The sequence below is a fragment of the Gracilibacillus boraciitolerans JCM 21714 genome (assembly GCF_000521485.1).
In the GTDB taxonomy this organism is placed as follows: domain Bacteria; phylum Bacillota; class Bacilli; order Bacillales; family Amphibacillaceae; genus Gracilibacillus; species Gracilibacillus boraciitolerans.
This window is the reverse complement of record NZ_BAVS01000011.1, coordinates 65,398-79,455: the sequence shown is the minus strand read 5'-3', so window position 1 is coordinate 79,455 and position 14,058 is coordinate 65,398. Positions and strand designations below refer to the sequence as shown.

General features: G+C 37.5%; 17 protein-coding genes and 3 pseudogenes. 3 read left to right on the top strand and 17 right to left on the bottom strand.

The features are described from left to right. Positions 1-77 precede the first annotated feature (77 nt). Complete coding sequence (locus JCM21714_RS08945) at positions 78-956, bottom strand: aldo/keto reductase (RefSeq protein WP_035723533.1); 879 nt, start codon at positions 954-956, stop codon at positions 78-80. A 328-nt stretch (positions 957-1,284) separates the two neighbouring features. On the opposite strand from JCM21714_RS08945, the gene JCM21714_RS08940 reads away from it, so the two are divergent. Further along, positions 1,285-1,740 (top strand): DUF2269 family protein, encoded by a 456-nt coding sequence (locus JCM21714_RS08940; protein WP_035723530.1) that lies wholly within the window; start codon positions 1,285-1,287, stop codon positions 1,738-1,740. A gap of 142 nt (positions 1,741-1,882) precedes the next feature. Then, positions 1,883-2,011, top strand: coding sequence for a hypothetical protein (locus JCM21714_RS22975; protein WP_268748329.1), 129 nt, complete (start codon positions 1,883-1,885; stop codon positions 2,009-2,011). Between the two features lie 21 nt (positions 2,012-2,032). Here the strand turns inward: JCM21714_RS22975 and JCM21714_RS08935 are convergent, their stop codons facing one another. Genes JCM21714_RS08935 through JCM21714_RS21305 form a run of 5 tightly spaced genes read right to left on the bottom strand, consistent with a single transcriptional unit; the run spans position 2,033 to position 3,821 of the window. Then, on the bottom strand, positions 2,033-2,269 hold the full coding sequence (locus JCM21714_RS08935) for a hypothetical protein (RefSeq protein ID WP_035723527.1): 237 nt from the start codon (positions 2,267-2,269) through the stop codon (positions 2,033-2,035). Positions 2,270-2,272: 3 nt separating this feature from the next. Further along, positions 2,273-2,536 carry a hypothetical protein gene (locus JCM21714_RS21320; RefSeq protein ID WP_235182727.1) on the bottom strand — a complete coding sequence of 88 codons (264 nt, stop codon included), beginning with the start codon at positions 2,534-2,536 and terminating at the stop codon, positions 2,273-2,275. Further along, the gene (locus tag JCM21714_RS21315) at positions 2,537-3,448 is read right to left on the bottom strand and encodes a sodium:solute symporter family transporter (protein ID WP_235182726.1); all 912 of its coding nucleotides are present in this window, start codon (positions 3,446-3,448) and stop codon (positions 2,537-2,539) included. Continuing rightward, positions 3,448-3,627 carry a hypothetical protein gene (locus JCM21714_RS21310; RefSeq protein WP_235182725.1) on the bottom strand — a complete coding sequence of 60 codons (180 nt, stop codon included), beginning with the start codon at positions 3,625-3,627 and terminating at the stop codon, positions 3,448-3,450. Before JCM21714_RS21310 ends, JCM21714_RS21315 begins: the two co-directional genes overlap by 1 nt. A gap of 2 nt (positions 3,628-3,629) precedes the next feature. Next, positions 3,630-3,821 (bottom strand): hypothetical protein, encoded by a 192-nt coding sequence (locus JCM21714_RS21305; protein WP_235182724.1) that lies wholly within the window; start codon positions 3,819-3,821, stop codon positions 3,630-3,632. Between the two features lie 266 nt (positions 3,822-4,087). Between JCM21714_RS21305 and JCM21714_RS08925 the strand changes: the two genes are divergently transcribed. Beyond that, a complete protein-coding gene (locus tag JCM21714_RS08925) occupies positions 4,088-4,999 on the top strand; it encodes a sensor domain-containing diguanylate cyclase (protein ID WP_052000492.1) in 912 nt (303 codons plus the stop codon). Positions 5,000-5,111: 112 nt separating this feature from the next. Here the strand turns inward: JCM21714_RS08925 and JCM21714_RS08920 are convergent, their stop codons facing one another. The 11 genes and pseudogenes from JCM21714_RS08920 to urtB all read right to left on the bottom strand — a co-directional run bounded on the left by JCM21714_RS08920 (position 5,112) and on the right by urtB (position 13,776). Next, positions 5,112-5,894: an urease accessory protein UreD gene (locus JCM21714_RS08920; protein WP_052000491.1), complete on the bottom strand. Its 783-nt coding sequence runs from the start codon at positions 5,892-5,894 to the stop codon at positions 5,112-5,114. Continuing rightward, on the bottom strand, positions 5,895-6,521 hold the full coding sequence (gene ureG, locus JCM21714_RS08915; RefSeq protein WP_035723585.1) for an urease accessory protein UreG: 627 nt from the start codon (positions 6,519-6,521) through the stop codon (positions 5,895-5,897). A 168-nt stretch (positions 6,522-6,689) separates the two neighbouring features. Next, positions 6,690-7,139: pseudogene (locus JCM21714_RS21300) on the bottom strand (urease accessory protein UreF); the annotation flags it as partial. Between the two features lie 67 nt (positions 7,140-7,206). After that, on the bottom strand, positions 7,207-7,650 hold the full coding sequence (locus JCM21714_RS08905; RefSeq protein ID WP_035723521.1) for an urease accessory protein UreE: 444 nt from the start codon (positions 7,648-7,650) through the stop codon (positions 7,207-7,209). A gap of 16 nt (positions 7,651-7,666) precedes the next feature. Continuing rightward, positions 7,667-9,389, bottom strand: a pseudogene (gene ureC / locus JCM21714_RS08900) (urease subunit alpha). An 18-nt stretch (positions 9,390-9,407) separates the two neighbouring features. After that, positions 9,408-9,758, bottom strand: a complete 351-nt coding sequence (locus JCM21714_RS08895) for an urease subunit beta (protein ID WP_035723519.1) — start codon at positions 9,756-9,758, stop codon at positions 9,408-9,410. A gap of 18 nt (positions 9,759-9,776) precedes the next feature. Next, the gene (gene ureA, locus JCM21714_RS08890) at positions 9,777-10,079 is read right to left on the bottom strand and encodes an urease subunit gamma (protein WP_035723517.1); all 303 of its coding nucleotides are present in this window, start codon (positions 10,077-10,079) and stop codon (positions 9,777-9,779) included. Between the two features lie 273 nt (positions 10,080-10,352). Beyond that, positions 10,353-11,046, bottom strand: a pseudogene (urtE, locus tag JCM21714_RS08885) (urea ABC transporter ATP-binding subunit UrtE). A 1-nt stretch (position 11,047) separates the two neighbouring features. Further along, positions 11,048-11,797 carry an urea ABC transporter ATP-binding protein UrtD gene (urtD, locus tag JCM21714_RS08880; RefSeq protein ID WP_084040655.1) on the bottom strand — a complete coding sequence of 250 codons (750 nt, stop codon included), beginning with the start codon at positions 11,795-11,797 and terminating at the stop codon, positions 11,048-11,050. Next, positions 11,757-12,848, bottom strand: coding sequence for an urea ABC transporter permease subunit UrtC (gene urtC / locus JCM21714_RS08875; protein WP_035723514.1), 1,092 nt, complete (start codon positions 12,846-12,848; stop codon positions 11,757-11,759). The genes urtD and urtC overlap by 41 nt, the downstream gene beginning before the upstream one ends. A gap of 19 nt (positions 12,849-12,867) precedes the next feature. After that, the gene (gene urtB, locus JCM21714_RS08870) at positions 12,868-13,776 is read right to left on the bottom strand and encodes an urea ABC transporter permease subunit UrtB (RefSeq protein ID WP_035723577.1); all 909 of its coding nucleotides are present in this window, start codon (positions 13,774-13,776) and stop codon (positions 12,868-12,870) included. Positions 13,777-14,058: the final 282 nt, after the last annotated feature.

The following is a 14,058-nucleotide window of genomic DNA, read 5'->3' as shown; positions in this document are numbered from 1 at the left end:
TTGTTCGTCAATAAATCTCATTCAACAACAAAAAAGATGCCAGTCAGCGTAAAAATGCCAGATGTATTGTAGCGTTATTAATCAATGGAGGTTGGCGCACCAAAAATAGTGGTATAGCCACTAATGGAACTGAGAATTCGTTCTGCTTCTTCATCTGACATAGAACCATATCGTTCCACTGCGTCAACTATTTTTGGGAAGAGATGAATATCACCAGCACTTGCAAAACCTGCAATCCCTGGAAAAGATAAAACAAAATGAACACAGGCATCTATGATTTCCTGTCGATCAAATGGCTTATACCATGTGGCATATGGGCGCTCTTCTCCCTCTATCCAAGGAGCCTTCGCAACTGCTTTAATAACACGTACAGCCGTTTCTTGTTTATTTGCTTCCTCCATCAATGCATCAAAAGCTTGTCTATATTCTGGTAACGAATACATATAATAATTAAGAGGTAACAAAACGGTTGCGAATGGAAATCTTCTTAGTGCTTCTAAATGAGTAACCGGTGCTTGATGGCCATGGCCGGTAATCCCAATTTCTCTAATTACGCCTTCTTCTTTTGCCTCTATCAACGCTTCTAATGCTCCACCTTTAGCTGTACATTTATCAAGCTCTTCGATTGTTCCTACCGCATGCAATTGCAACAAGTCTACTGAATCCACTTTCATTCTTTCTAGAGAACGATAAATCTCTGTTTTTGCTTCGTCCTTCGTTCTTTTTCCTGTTTTAGTTGCTAAAAATATATCATTTTGAATTTCACTAATGATGGGAGCTAGACGAAGTTCTGCATTACCATAATCAGCTGCTACATCAAAGTGATTTACACCATGTGCTAAGGCATGTTTAATCGATTGATCAGCCTCCTCTTGTGTTACATCTCCTAAGCTTGCCGCACCAAACATAACGGCAGATCCTTGATAATCGATTCTGCCAATTTTTCTTTTTAACATGTCAATCTCTCCTTCCACAAAATTATTAATCGCTTTGGACAAACTATTATATAAAGTTTGTAATCCAACGATCTATAATAACGCTTTCATTACTCTTCTTTTTAACTATACTAAAAACAGAACGAATTAACGATCAAAATGCTCACGCAATCTGTTACATTTGATGAATATTACTATTCTGCTGTCATAACAATTTTTATTTTCATTGATGCATACAAAGATTGCTGATTTTCTTAGACAATTTCCCTTTTTACAAAATAGTTCTTATTTCATTCGAGTAAATACGTTATAATAAAAGGTGACTTGATTAAAACAAAAAGGTGATTGCATGCACTCATTATATACATGGCTGATTATTATCCATATCTTTTCTGCTATTGTTGGAATTGGTCCTGGCTTTATCCTGACAACCATTGTAAAATCCGCCAAAACAATGCCTGAAATTCGGCAAGCCTTTGCAATGAAACGTAACATACATATTTTTGTAATGATTGGTGGCATACTCGTCTTAATTACAGGAGTGTGTATGGGACTTCTGCAGCCAATGCTTTTTCAACAGGGCTGGTATATCACAAGTATGATCTTATATTTTATCGCGCTATCGCTAGGACCAACTTTCTTAAAAAAATACTCATCACCGATTAAGGAAATGATCAGGGATGAAGAGAAGGTTCAGGTACCTGCAGGCTATCAAGAGCATATTCAAAAATTATTACGTGTAGAATATCTCGAAAACACATTATTATTAATTGTAATTTTCCTTATGATTACAAAGCCATTCTAAAGTATGAAGAGGTAGGGAATTTCTCTCCTGAAATCTAAATGACGGAATTCTACCATTTACATCCATTGTAGATGTTATACAGCGCAGGCGTCCACTTCGACTCCTGGGGGGATCAGCGTGATCTGAAGATCCACTTTGTAAAGTGGTCTTCTTTACGAAGTTAGCTGAAGAGCATCGCCCCCCCGGAAAGCGAAGTGGACAAGCCGCAGCGGCTGTTACACCTAATATAAATTTCAAAATTACTATTCAGTTAATCAGAAATATCAACTAATTTTTGGGCGAGTCTCTTTCGCTAGTTTGTTTGTTTTCTTTCTAAGTACATTTCGACCCATGGGCGAATTGCAGTATATAAACCTGCAACGATCAACCATGTAAATGCTAAATAGGTCCAGCCTTTGAAAAAGGCTAAGCTATATTCATAACCAGTAATAAACATAATACCCGGGAAAACAATGATAAATACAAAGGTTAAACCGAATGCCCAGCGTGTACAAAGCTTCCCATCTTTTATTAATTGTTTATCTTCCATTGATTACACCACTTTCTGTTTTATGACTTTTCTATCAGCTTCTACTTTCTCATCATCAAAATCAAAGCTGCGGAATTTATCTTTTAATGAATTAAAATCAAATTCCTGATTACTAATTAGCCCATGACCGATAGCAATCACACCACTTACTAAGAACACTGTTACATTACCAAATAACATCGAATGTAATTCACCTAATGAAGAAACAGAAATCTCGCCGTAACGTAATTGAGCTGTAATCACCCACACGGTAATACCTGTAATCATCTATAAGGCACCATAAAAGTTTCCTGTGCTTGTTGCTTTTTTCCACATCAGACCTAACGTTAACGGAATAACAGCCCCACTAACGAAAATCCCCATTGCCATATAAACGAAACTTAAACCAATCCCCACTTTGAATAGTAAAATAGAGAATAATCCCATTGCTAAACCGAAGCTTAGTGTAACAATACGCGATACTTTTAATGTTTTTTCCCCTGATGCATGAGGATTAATCGATTTTCGATAAATATCTGTCACAATAATATTTGTGATTGCGGTAAGCTCGGCAGCACCTGTTGACATTACTGCCATAAATAACATGACTAAAAATAGAATAGAACCAACAGAACCTAATAAATATTGTGCCATCAGTGGAGCGGACGCGTCAGGGTCACCGATATTCAACCCAAGCCCTGCTGCACTCACACCTAGGAACGTTGCAATCGCAAATGGAATAGCAAACCAGGCGATCCCACCGTAGATATATGCTTTGGATGCGGCACTATCCTTACTTGCGATTGCACGCTGCCAATAGGATTGGTCAACGAATACTGTACCAAAGTTTCCTATTATATTGATCATTCCGAAGAATAAACCTGGAATGGAGGCCATTGTAAGCATCTGGCTTTGCTCGGGAATTGCCTGTAATCCTTCGTATATAGAAGTCACACCAAATTTTACATATACCACTGTCGCAAAAATTGCTAATATAACAAAAATCATGACAGTATTTAAATAATCTGCAATGAATGAAGCTTTTAGACCGCCAATCATCGTGTAGATGGTAAAGGTTAAAGGTATTAAAAATGCAGCAATATAAACGTTCATACCTGTTAATGAATGAAGTGCAATCGCACCACCTAAAATAACCATAGATGTTACAATAATGTTTGTCATTAAGCCAAAACCCATCATTAATTTATGATTTTTTCATCAAATCGTTTGCCCACAAATTCAAGAAATGTATGTGCTAATGGTGCTTTACGTTTTAAATGTATTGCCACAATTGCAAATAATAGTACTTGAATACATGCACCTGCCGCATACCAGTATGGTCCACTTATCCCGTATTGGAAACCTGTCGAAGATGACATCATCAAAGTTGCGGCCCATGTCCATGCTGCAATGATGGAGCACTTGCTAATCCAACTCCTACACTTCTGCCTGCAGTACTAAATTGTTCTGCTGTCATTTTCTCTTTACGACGGCGCTGCATGACAATTGTCAAACCTGTGAAAAATATGCCAAATATTAGTAATATAAGATAACCTGTTGTGGATGTTAACATAACTTCCCCCCCTCCATTTTTTTGTTATAGAAGCTCTCCGGAAAGCTTTTTGAATAGTTAGATTATTTAACAACTCTTAGGTTACCTATGATTATCTTCCTAAACAATTATCATGTAAGAAAAGCTGACATCGTTTTTAAAAAAGGAGTTAATCGTTCTATGAAACTAGCTGGTTTTTATTGCTCTGATAACTTGTCGTAGAGTTTTTAATCTAATATAATAGTAAATAAGTCATTATTGTAATTTTTAACAACGAGGTGGTAATTATGGATAGCGCTATATTAAATGACCTACTTGAATTGGTGAACAATGCGATACCTGGTAATCGGTTATTTTTAGGTCGAACTACAGAAAATACGTTTACCATTATTCATACAATTGATAAAGAGCAAACAGGAATAGAACTTCATAATAACCAGACAGTTGATTTAAATGAAACTTATTGCCAACAAATTTTTTCAAACCAGCAAAAACCAGTTATTATTAATGATGCTTTAGAAAATAGTCTAACAAAAGAACTCGCAGTTACTTCTGAACAAAATATCCGTTCCTACGTTGGGGGGGTTCCTGTCTTTTATAAAGATGGCGACATGTATGGTACGTTATGCGCTATTAATCCTAATAAAGATAATTTCTCGTATCAGACAGTAGAACTGTTAAAAAAATTCTCGCGGCTTTTTTCATATGTAATTGAATTGGAACGGCAAGCTACTATTGACAAATTAACCAACACATACAATCGCAATTATTTATTTGATCATTTTTATGGTTGGGGGGGAAAATATGGGATACTAATGGCTATTGACTTAGATGGCTTTAAGCAGGTAAATGATACGTATGGGCACTCTGTCGGGGGGGATCAGGTATTGCTGGAATCAACCAATCGAATCAAACATATCATTCGTAAGGGAGATGCACTAATCCGTTTAGGAGGAGATGAATTTATACTAATCCTTCCTCATGCAGATCAACAGGAAATTCGTGGTATCGCAGAAAGAATCTTAGCGTCTCTTGGTAATTGGTCTGAGTATACCCTGCCAATTACTTTATCCGCTAGTCTGGGTATTGTTCAATATACAGACGAAGCCCTCACAACCTTGCTAAACGTTGCGGATCAGGCTTTATACCAAGCAAAAGAAAAAGGAAAATCAAACTATGTAGTGGTTAATGAAGATTAACTGCATGCATCGATATTCTTGTTACACGGTATAATAAGTGATGAATGCACTAAAAATTTATTGAACTTTTTTAAAAATCCGAACGAATGTGTATCGTTCGGATTTTTTACCATTATAAATTCTCTTCCTGCTTAGTAAAGATACTTTGATAGATTGCTTCCATTTCATTTTTTGTTCGCGGTAAATCATTGGAAAGAAACCGTACCAAATAGCCAGCATTACGGAGTCTCGTTGTACTCACCTGATGGTCATTTTCCGTGTAATTCCATTTTTCCGGATCCAATTCCTTCGCTTGATCTATCATCCAGATACTAGCAATATAGTGGTAATGACCCATCACGCCTATGTGCTTTAACGTTTGTTTAACAGGCTCAAACCGTAATCCGTCATATACCACACAATCGTCTTCCACCCAAACTTCTAACATCGTATGACAGTTATCAAACGTAAAGGTTTCACCACGTTTTTCTCTTCCCGGGTATAAAATTTCTTCCCAATAAAAACTGCTGTTATCCTTCATGTCGACCCGTGTATGACTTCGGAATGAACTCTCTGCAAAGGGAATCACTTCTTCCCGCTTCCAGATTAACGAAGCAGCTTCTTCTAACGTAACCTGTACCTGTTGTGTACTCGGATGACCATTAAACGCTGGATAGACTTTAGTTGCCGCTTGCGGATGAAGGGTTACATGTGTTCCCGCTTCCAGCTGCATCGCATACCGATTCGTATCCCCTGCAACTAGTCCTCCAGAAGATTCCATTAAATAAACGGTTACATCATGTGGATTCGTCACATACAAGCCCCTGCTTGCTTTTAAAGGTGGTTGATAATAAACATCTTTGATGATCGTTCTATTATTTCTTAATCCAAAGACAAGATCGAGTTTCCCCTCCATTTAAGAAACTTCGCTTCCTTCAAGTAACATCGCATGCTTAATCCACTCGATTACTTCTGGGATACCTTCCCCCCCTTTTTTAACATTAGTAAATAAAAATGGTCGTTCTTTTCGTGCTTTTTTGGCATCCTGTTTCATTAAATCTAAATCTACTTCCACATATGGTGCTAAATCAATTTTATTTACTAATAATAGATCAGACCTTGTTACCCCCCCTGGTCCACCTTTTCTCGGAATATCGCCACCTTCTGCCACATCAATCACATAGATATAACCATCAACTAATTCAGGACTGAAGGTTGCTGATAGATTATCTCCACCACTTTCTAATAATATAATATCCAAATCGTCAAACCGACGCTTCAATTCATCAATCGCTTCAAAATTCATCGATGCATCTTCACGAATTGCGGTATGCGGACATCCTCCTGTCTCCACCCCCCCAATGATTCGATCTTCCGGTAAAATACCTTGCTTGATTAAAAATTGCGCATCTTCTTTCGTGTAAATATCGTTAGTGATTACTGCGACACTATAATTCTTGACCATTTCTTTTGATAGTTTTTCAACTAAAGAGGTTTTCCCTGACCCAACAGGTCCACCTACTCCTACAATTACTGGTTTCATTTTGATTTCCCCCCCTTTCTTATGATATAACAATCTCGAAGTTAAATATTGATGCTTCATTGATGCTAATTCCAAACCGACAGCATGGTTGGAAACATCCATTAATGATCGATCTAGCACGTGCTTTGTTGCTTTTTCCATTTCGGGTATTAAGCAATGAATCACTTCAATACCCGCCTTTTGTCCTAATGGAATGGCTCGAACCGCATTATGAACCAACCCAACAATCGAAGAATATAAAAAGGTTAACACGGTGGTATAAAGATCGAATCCCATATCTTTTGCATATAAACTATAGACAATTGGAAAATGACTGTAGACCTGTTTCTGATCTAGAAGTTGTTGCCAATTTTCCAATGAAGCCGTATCACTTACCGGTAAGACAGCTTTTAAAAACTGCTTACCAATCATACTGCTCGCTTCCCTTGTTTCTAATGCGTTTTTACTTGCATCACAAATCTTATCCAAACGCATTAAATCAGATAAGGGTTCTGTTATAAAAGCTTCTTTGACAAAAATACCATCTGTATACGCTACGTTTTCATGTAGATACATACAACAAAAGGAAAATAAGTCTTCTTTTGTTGCAATAAGATCAGCTTGAATAAATGTCTCCATACCGAATGAATGCGTGTAAGTTCCAATCGGGAACGCAGAATCATGAATATGCATTAAATAAAGAAATTTAGTGCTGATGCCCTCTGTATTTAAATGGTTCTGTGAATCTTCTTTCGGTAGCTTCATATCGTACACCTACTTCTTTAAATAGACGTTCTAATGTTTCATCATATCGAACGACAATTTCTGTTTCTGATATCAGACATGGTGTATGCCTGTTACCCAATTCAAATGCGGTCTTTCCCATCTGGATAATATTCTCAGGATATGCCACATATACTTTTTCCTTTTTTGTACGAATCACGATTTGCTGATCCGAATCTTCAAACACGACATCGCCTACCTTTAATGGAGCTTTTTCCTCTAAAGATATCGCTACATCTGTTCCTTTATCGGTTTTCTTTCTTAAAATACGTTTATTTAGCTCCTCCCAATCTAGTTCAATCCATTCTCGATTCGGATGGTCTTTTGGCTGTTCTTCAATATTCCTTACTATTTCTTTAGTTAACAATGACGCTTCCCCCCCCTTAAAATAAATAATAACGCTGTGCCATTGCGACTTCTTTAAATGGCTCACATGTAATCAATTCTCCATCTACTTTAACCTCATATGTTTCTGGATTCACATCAATTTTCGGAGTTGCTCCATTCAGTGGCAGATCCATTTTGCTAATATTCCGACAATTTTTGACGGGCACAATGATTTTTTGCAATCCCAGTTGTTCATGGACCTTTTCTTGAAAGGCGATTTGTGAGATGAAAGTAATCGATGTACGATACTTCGCACGTCCTAAGGCACCAAACATCGGTCGCATCATGACGGGCTGTGGTGTTGGAATCGATGCATTCGGATCACCCATTTGTGCGTAAGCAATCATTCCACCTTTAACTACTGTTTCAGGTTTTGTTCCAAAAAATTTCGGATCCCAAATAACAATATCTGCTAACTTACCCGGTTCCAATGAGCCGACCTCTTCACTAATGCCATGAGTAATCGCTTGATTAATGGTATATTTGGCAACATAACGCTTCGCACGGAAATTATCATTCTCTGCTTGTTGATCCTCAGGTAAAAATCCCCCCCGTTGTTTTTTCATTTTATCTGCTGTTTGCCATGTTCTTGTCACACTTTCGCCAACACGTCCCATCGCTTGAGAATCAGAAGCAATCATGCTAATGACACCTAGGTCATGCAGTATATCTTCAGCCGCAATCGTTTCTGGACGAATCCTGGAATCGGCAAACGCTACATCCTCTGGCACATTATGATCTAAATGATGACATACCATTAACATATCCAAATGCTCATCAATAGTATTCACAGTGTATGGTCGTGTCGGATTGGTGGATGAAGGCAATACATTTGGGTAGGAAGCAACCTTCATAATATCCGGTGCATGTCCACCACCAGCACCTTCCGTATGATAGGTGTGGATGACACGGTCACCGATTGCATGGATGGTGTCCTCTACGAAACCAGCTTCATTTAATGTATCGGTGTGAATTGCTACCTGCACATCCATTTCATCTGCAACGGCCAAACATTGGTTTATCGCTGCTGGTGTCGTCCCCCCAATCTTCATGTAGCTTCAAACCAATTGCTCCTGCTTTTACTTGTTCACGTTGGGGGGGTGCTGCTGATGACGCATTTCCTTTACCAAAAAAGCCTACATTGATCGGATACTCTTCTGCGGCTTCCAGCATGCGCTGAATATTCCATTTACCTGGTGTACATGTAGTCGCATTGGTTCCTGTTGCAGGCCCTGTGCCACCACCAATCATCGTTGTATAACCTGCCGCTAATGCCACTTCAATTTGTTGTGGGCTGACAAAATGGATATGAGCATCAATCGCGCCTGTTGTTACGATCTTTCCTTCACATGCGATCACTTCCGTCGAGGCACCAACCACCATATTTTCAGTAACACCTTCCATCACATCCGGATTTCCGCCTTTTCCAATCGCTACAATTCTTCCATCCTTCACACCAATATCCGCTTTTACTATGCCTGTATAATCTAAAATTAAGGCATTGGTCAAAATTAAATCAAGAACATTTTCCTCTCTTGTTCTTGTACTGCTTTGACCCATACCATCACGCAATACTTTCCCACCACCGAACACACTTTCATCACCGTATGTCGTATAATCTTTTTCGACTTCGATCCATAGATCTGTATCAGCTAATCGCACTTGGTCACCCGTTGTGGGTCCATACAGTGATGCATATTGCTGTCTGGATAGTTTCATTTACACCGCCCCCCCTTCCTAGAATCCACCTTGTTTTAGTTTCTTGGCTATCGACTGATGGTCGGAAACATCACCATTTGTAAGATTATTTAATCCATAGACTTTACGATTTCCGGCAATTTCCACGAGTTCCACTTCTTTTTCTTCACCAGGTTCAAAACGTACAGCTGTACCTGCAGCTACGTTCAAACGAAATCCAATCGTTGCTTCTCTATCAAACTGTAATTCACGATTCACCTCTAAAAAATGAAAATGTGAGCCAACTTGAATTGGTCGATCTCCTAGATTAGCTACGTTTATCTTTTTCGTATTTCTTCCTTTATTAATTTCAATTGCTTGTTTTGCTAATTTATATTCACCTGGAATCATCAAACCACCTCCCCCCCGTTACATAATCGGCTGATGAACAGTAACTAGCTTCGTACCATCTGGAAAAGTTGCTTCAACCTGCACACTTTCAACCATTTCAGGCACACCTTCCATTACCTCATCTGCCGTCAATACGTGTTTACCTTCCTGCATCAGTTGGGCTACGGTTTTTCCTTCACGTGCTCCTTCTAATAAATAACTGCTGATAAGAGCAATTGACTCAGGATAATTAAGCAGGATTCCTTTATTTTTTCTTTTTTCTGCGAGTTCACCTGCTACATGAAGTAACAATTTTTCTTGTTCTACTGGTGATAATTTCAAAATCGTTCCTCCAATCTTACAATAAAGTAATAGATAACCAGATCCAATGTCATTCAAGGACATCTACTAGTTAAGTATGGTCTCATTTGTTTCTCTTCATTGTTAACCCTAGCATAACAATATAAACGAACGCGATTACATTGTCAGGTTTTCTGACATGATTTTTTATGCAACAAGATAAACAATGATCACGCGCTGCTAGTCCAGTCAAAATAAATAAACTAGAATTTCGATTTGGTGCTTTTGTTGATAATTTCATTCTATCTTTCCTTTTTATACACTTAAATAACGAAAGACTTCTTCATCCTTCACTTGATCAATATCATTTTGATAAACAATTGAGCCATGATCAATTACATATAAATAGTCGGCTACACTTTTGACAAAATCTAAATTTTGTTCCACTAAAATCATGGAGGTATAGGCGGTTTGTTTGATATCTATTAAAACATTTTGAATTTCCTCTACAATATTAGGTTGAATTCCTTCAGTTGGTTCATCTAATAATAAAAACGACGGGTTCGATACAAGCGCTCGGGCAATTGCTAATTGTTGTTGCTGACCCCCCCACTTAAATCTCCTCCATTTCGTTTGGTGAATTCTTTTAATATTGGGAAATAATCATAAACCTTTTCATCAATTTTTTTTGCTTTCCTGCCTCTAATCCAATTAGTAAATTCTCATAGACTGTTAGTTTAGGAAAGATCTCTCTTCCTTGCGGGACATAACCAATCCCCTTTCGCGCTCTCTGAGAAGGCCGTGTATTAGTGATATCTTCTGATTGATAGTGAATGGAGCCTTGCTTTGGAGTGAGAATACCAATAATCGTCTTTAATAATGTCGTCTTACCTACCCCCCCATTTCTTCCCATTACACAGATAACTTGATTATCTTTCACCTCCATTTCTATTTTATGAATTACCATACTCTCTTCATAGCCAGCTTCGAGTCCATTGATTGTTAACATTTCAATCAACCTTTCTACCTAGATAAACTTCTCTTACTTTTGGATCACTTTGAACCTGTTCCATCGTACCTTCGAAAAGTAATTGACCTTCATGCATCACTGAAACAATATCAGCATATTTCTTGACAAAGTCCATATCGTGTTCAACAATCAATACGGCACGATTCTTAGCTATTTTCGTAATTAATTCTCCAGTTTTGTTTCGTTCTTTTTTAGACATACCCGCTATTGGTTCATCGAGTAAGATTATATCCGGTTCTTGCATTAACACCATCGCTATCTCTAACCATTGTTTTTGTCCGTGCGCAAGTGATCCAGCTGGTTGATCTTTCGCCAGATACAAGCCAATCAAATGAAGCATTTCATTTATTCTTGATTCTTGCTCATTGGTCCATTTTGCTTTGATCATCGAAAAAAGGTTTTTCTTTTGTTTCATCGCCACTTCTAAATTTTCTAAGACAGTCAATTCTTGAAAAATAGATGGTGTCTGAAACTTTCTTGAGATTCCTTGGTGTACAATTTGATCTTCACGTAATTTAGTTAACTCCCTTTGTTTTTGTAAGGTGATTTGTCCATCAGTAGCTTTTGTTTTACCACAGATCACGTCTAATAATGTTGTTTTTCCTGCTCCATTAGGTCCAATTACAAAATGAACAGAGTTCGAATTTACCGTGAAATACAACTTATTAATTGCTTTGAATCCATTAAAGTCAACTAACACTTTTTTCAACTCTAATACTGTTTGAGACATTCTTATTCTTCCTCCTTTCGTTCCATTTTTCAAACAATCCCGTTAAACCATTTGGTAAGAAAACAACAACAAGGACAAACAATATACCTAAAAAGTAAGTCCAATATTCAGGATAAGATTCGCTAAATCCCGTTTTAGCTGTATTAACAAATACTGCGCCAATGATTGGGCCAATTAATGTTCCGCGTCCCCCCCCTAATGCAACCCATAATACCATTTCTATAGAGGGAATAATGCCAATCATAGTTGGTGAAATAATCCCAACTTGTAAGACAAAGAGCATACCTGCAAGACCGGCTATTGCAGCTGATAATGTATAAATAAATGTTTTATATGCTGAAGGATTATAACCAAGAAATCGCATCCGGTTTTCTCCATCACGAATCCCGATCAACACTTTTCCAAATCTCCCTTTCACTAGCATTCTACTAAAGAAAAACACTGCACCCAATATAAAAACTGTAATCCAGTAAAAAGCTGTCTGTGTAGAGGAAGCATTGATGTGGAATCCAAATAATGTTTCAAAATTAGTTAATCCACTAGTACCACCTGTTAAATTCTGACTTCCGATAAATAAGGTAACAACGACTATCACTAGAGCTTGTGAGAGGATTGTAAAATAAACACCACTGATTCGATTACGAAAAGTCAAGTACCCTAGAAAAAAAGCAACAACCGCTGGAATAATGACACCAAGTAAAATAGCAAGTATCGGATATTGGAATGGTATCCAAATAAGTGGTAGTTCACTCATTCCACTCCATGCCATAAAGTCAGGAATAGCTCCTCCAGTTGCTTCTAATTTTAAATACATCGCCATACAGTAGGCACCTAATCCAAAGTAAATCCCATGTCCTAAACTTAACACCCCCCCTGTATAACCCCCCCACAATAAATCTAAACCAATTGCTAAGATAGCAAACGCTAAAAATTTTCCAAGTAAATTCAAGCGAAAGTCTGACAATAACATTGGAGCTACTAATAAAATGAGGAAAATTAAACTAAATATGACTTTATTACTCAACAGTTTTTGATAGATCGTATTTTGCATATTTAAACGCTCCTAATTTTTAATCTAGTGATCTTGAACGAAACATAACAAGTCCTGATGGACGCCATTGCAAAAAAGCGATGATTAAAAGGAATATTAATACTTTTCCAATCGTTGCATCAGTCACATATTCAAAAATGGTATTAAATATACCAATTCCAAATGCACCAGCAACTGCTCCAAATAGTGCACCAACTCCACCAACAACCACCACCATAAAGGCGTCAATAATATAACTTGTTCCTATAGTTGGGCCTATTGCTCCTAATAATGTTAATGCGCAGCCGGCAACACCAGTAAATCCTGAACCTATTGCAAATGTCATCATATCTACTTTTCTAGTTGAAACACCTAGACACTCTGCCATTTGACGGTTCTGCATGACAGCACGGACTCTTCTCCCACTTGCAGTTCGGTAAAAATAATAATAAATACTGATAAGACAAACTATCGCCAGCCCTAAAATAAACAGTCGCGAATACGGAAATATAAGAGAGCCTACTTCCAGTCCTCCAGATAAAAATGATGGACTTATAACACCAACATTTGGCGCACCAAAAATAGATCTAGCCGTTTGTTGTAAAATCAGACCAACTCCCCCCCACGTAGCTAATAAGCTATCAAGTGGACGCTTATATAAATGTCGGATTAATGTTATTTCTAATAAAACACCAATTCCTGCTGCAACTACTAGTGCCACTGGAATGGATACAATAAAATACAAATCATAGTATTGGGTGGGGGGGACGTAATCCATAAAAATATGTTGAATTACGTAAGTGATATACGCTCCAGCCATTATTAATTCTCCATGTGCCATATTAATTACATTCATTAAACCAAATGTTATCGCAAGTCCTAAAGCAATTAATAACAGGATCGAACCTAGACTTATTCCATTAAATAAGGTTAATATGATTTCATTCAATCCAATCAGTCCTTTCTTTCCTGAATGAAGTAGAAAGTTGACAGCGCCCATGTTTTCTTTTTTTATACTCAAATCACTTATCATTTTATGTTTATTTTACTAACATTTCATGTGAATAAAACATCAAAAAAATGTTTCTACTTTATTATATTTTGTCAGTTTAGTAGTTTATAAGTACGTTCAAGCGCTTAGAAACTTGGAGACTTTACACATCTTGTGAAATTAAGTGATCATTCTGCTTAAAATGACTCCTGAATCTCATTTGATGTGAAAGTCACTAAG

Excerpts from the sequence above, each read along its gene's own strand:
- JCM21714_RS08945 (WP_035723533.1), bottom strand. The coding sequence starts at position 956 with ATGTTAAAAAGAAAAATTGGCAGAATCGATTATCAAGGATCTGCCGTT.
- JCM21714_RS08940 (WP_035723530.1), top strand. The coding sequence starts at position 1,285 with ATGCACTCATTATATACATGGCTGATTATTATCCATATCTTTTCTGCT.
- JCM21714_RS08935 (WP_035723527.1), bottom strand. The coding sequence starts at position 2,269 with ATGGAAGATAAACAATTAATAAAAGATGGGAAGCTTTGTACACGCTGG.
- JCM21714_RS21320 (WP_235182727.1), bottom strand. The coding sequence starts at position 2,536 with ATGATTACAGGTATTACCGTGTGGGTGATTACAGCTCAATTACGTTAC.
- JCM21714_RS21315 (WP_235182726.1), bottom strand. The coding sequence starts at position 3,448 with ATGATGGGTTTTGGCTTAATGACAAACATTATTGTAACATCTATGGTT.
- JCM21714_RS21310 (WP_235182725.1), bottom strand. The coding sequence starts at position 3,627 with ATGTCATCTTCGACAGGTTTCCAATACGGGATAAGTGGACCATACTGG.
- JCM21714_RS21305 (WP_235182724.1), bottom strand. The coding sequence starts at position 3,821 with ATGTTAACATCCACAACAGGTTATCTTATATTACTAATATTTGGCATA.
- JCM21714_RS08925 (WP_052000492.1), top strand. The coding sequence starts at position 4,088 with ATGGATAGCGCTATATTAAATGACCTACTTGAATTGGTGAACAATGCG.
- JCM21714_RS08920 (WP_052000491.1), bottom strand. The coding sequence starts at position 5,894 with ATGGAGGGGAAACTCGATCTTGTCTTTGGATTAAGAAATAATAGAACG.
- ureG (WP_035723585.1), bottom strand. The coding sequence starts at position 6,521 with ATGAAACCAGTAATTGTAGGAGTAGGTGGACCTGTTGGGTCAGGGAAA.
- JCM21714_RS08895 (WP_035723519.1), bottom strand. The coding sequence starts at position 9,758 with ATGATTCCAGGTGAATATAAATTAGCAAAACAAGCAATTGAAATTAAT.
- urtD (WP_084040655.1), bottom strand. The coding sequence starts at position 11,797 with ATGTCTCAAACAGTATTAGAGTTGAAAAAAGTGTTAGTTGACTTTAAT.
- urtC (WP_035723514.1), bottom strand. The coding sequence starts at position 12,848 with ATGCAAAATACGATCTATCAAAAACTGTTGAGTAATAAAGTCATATTT.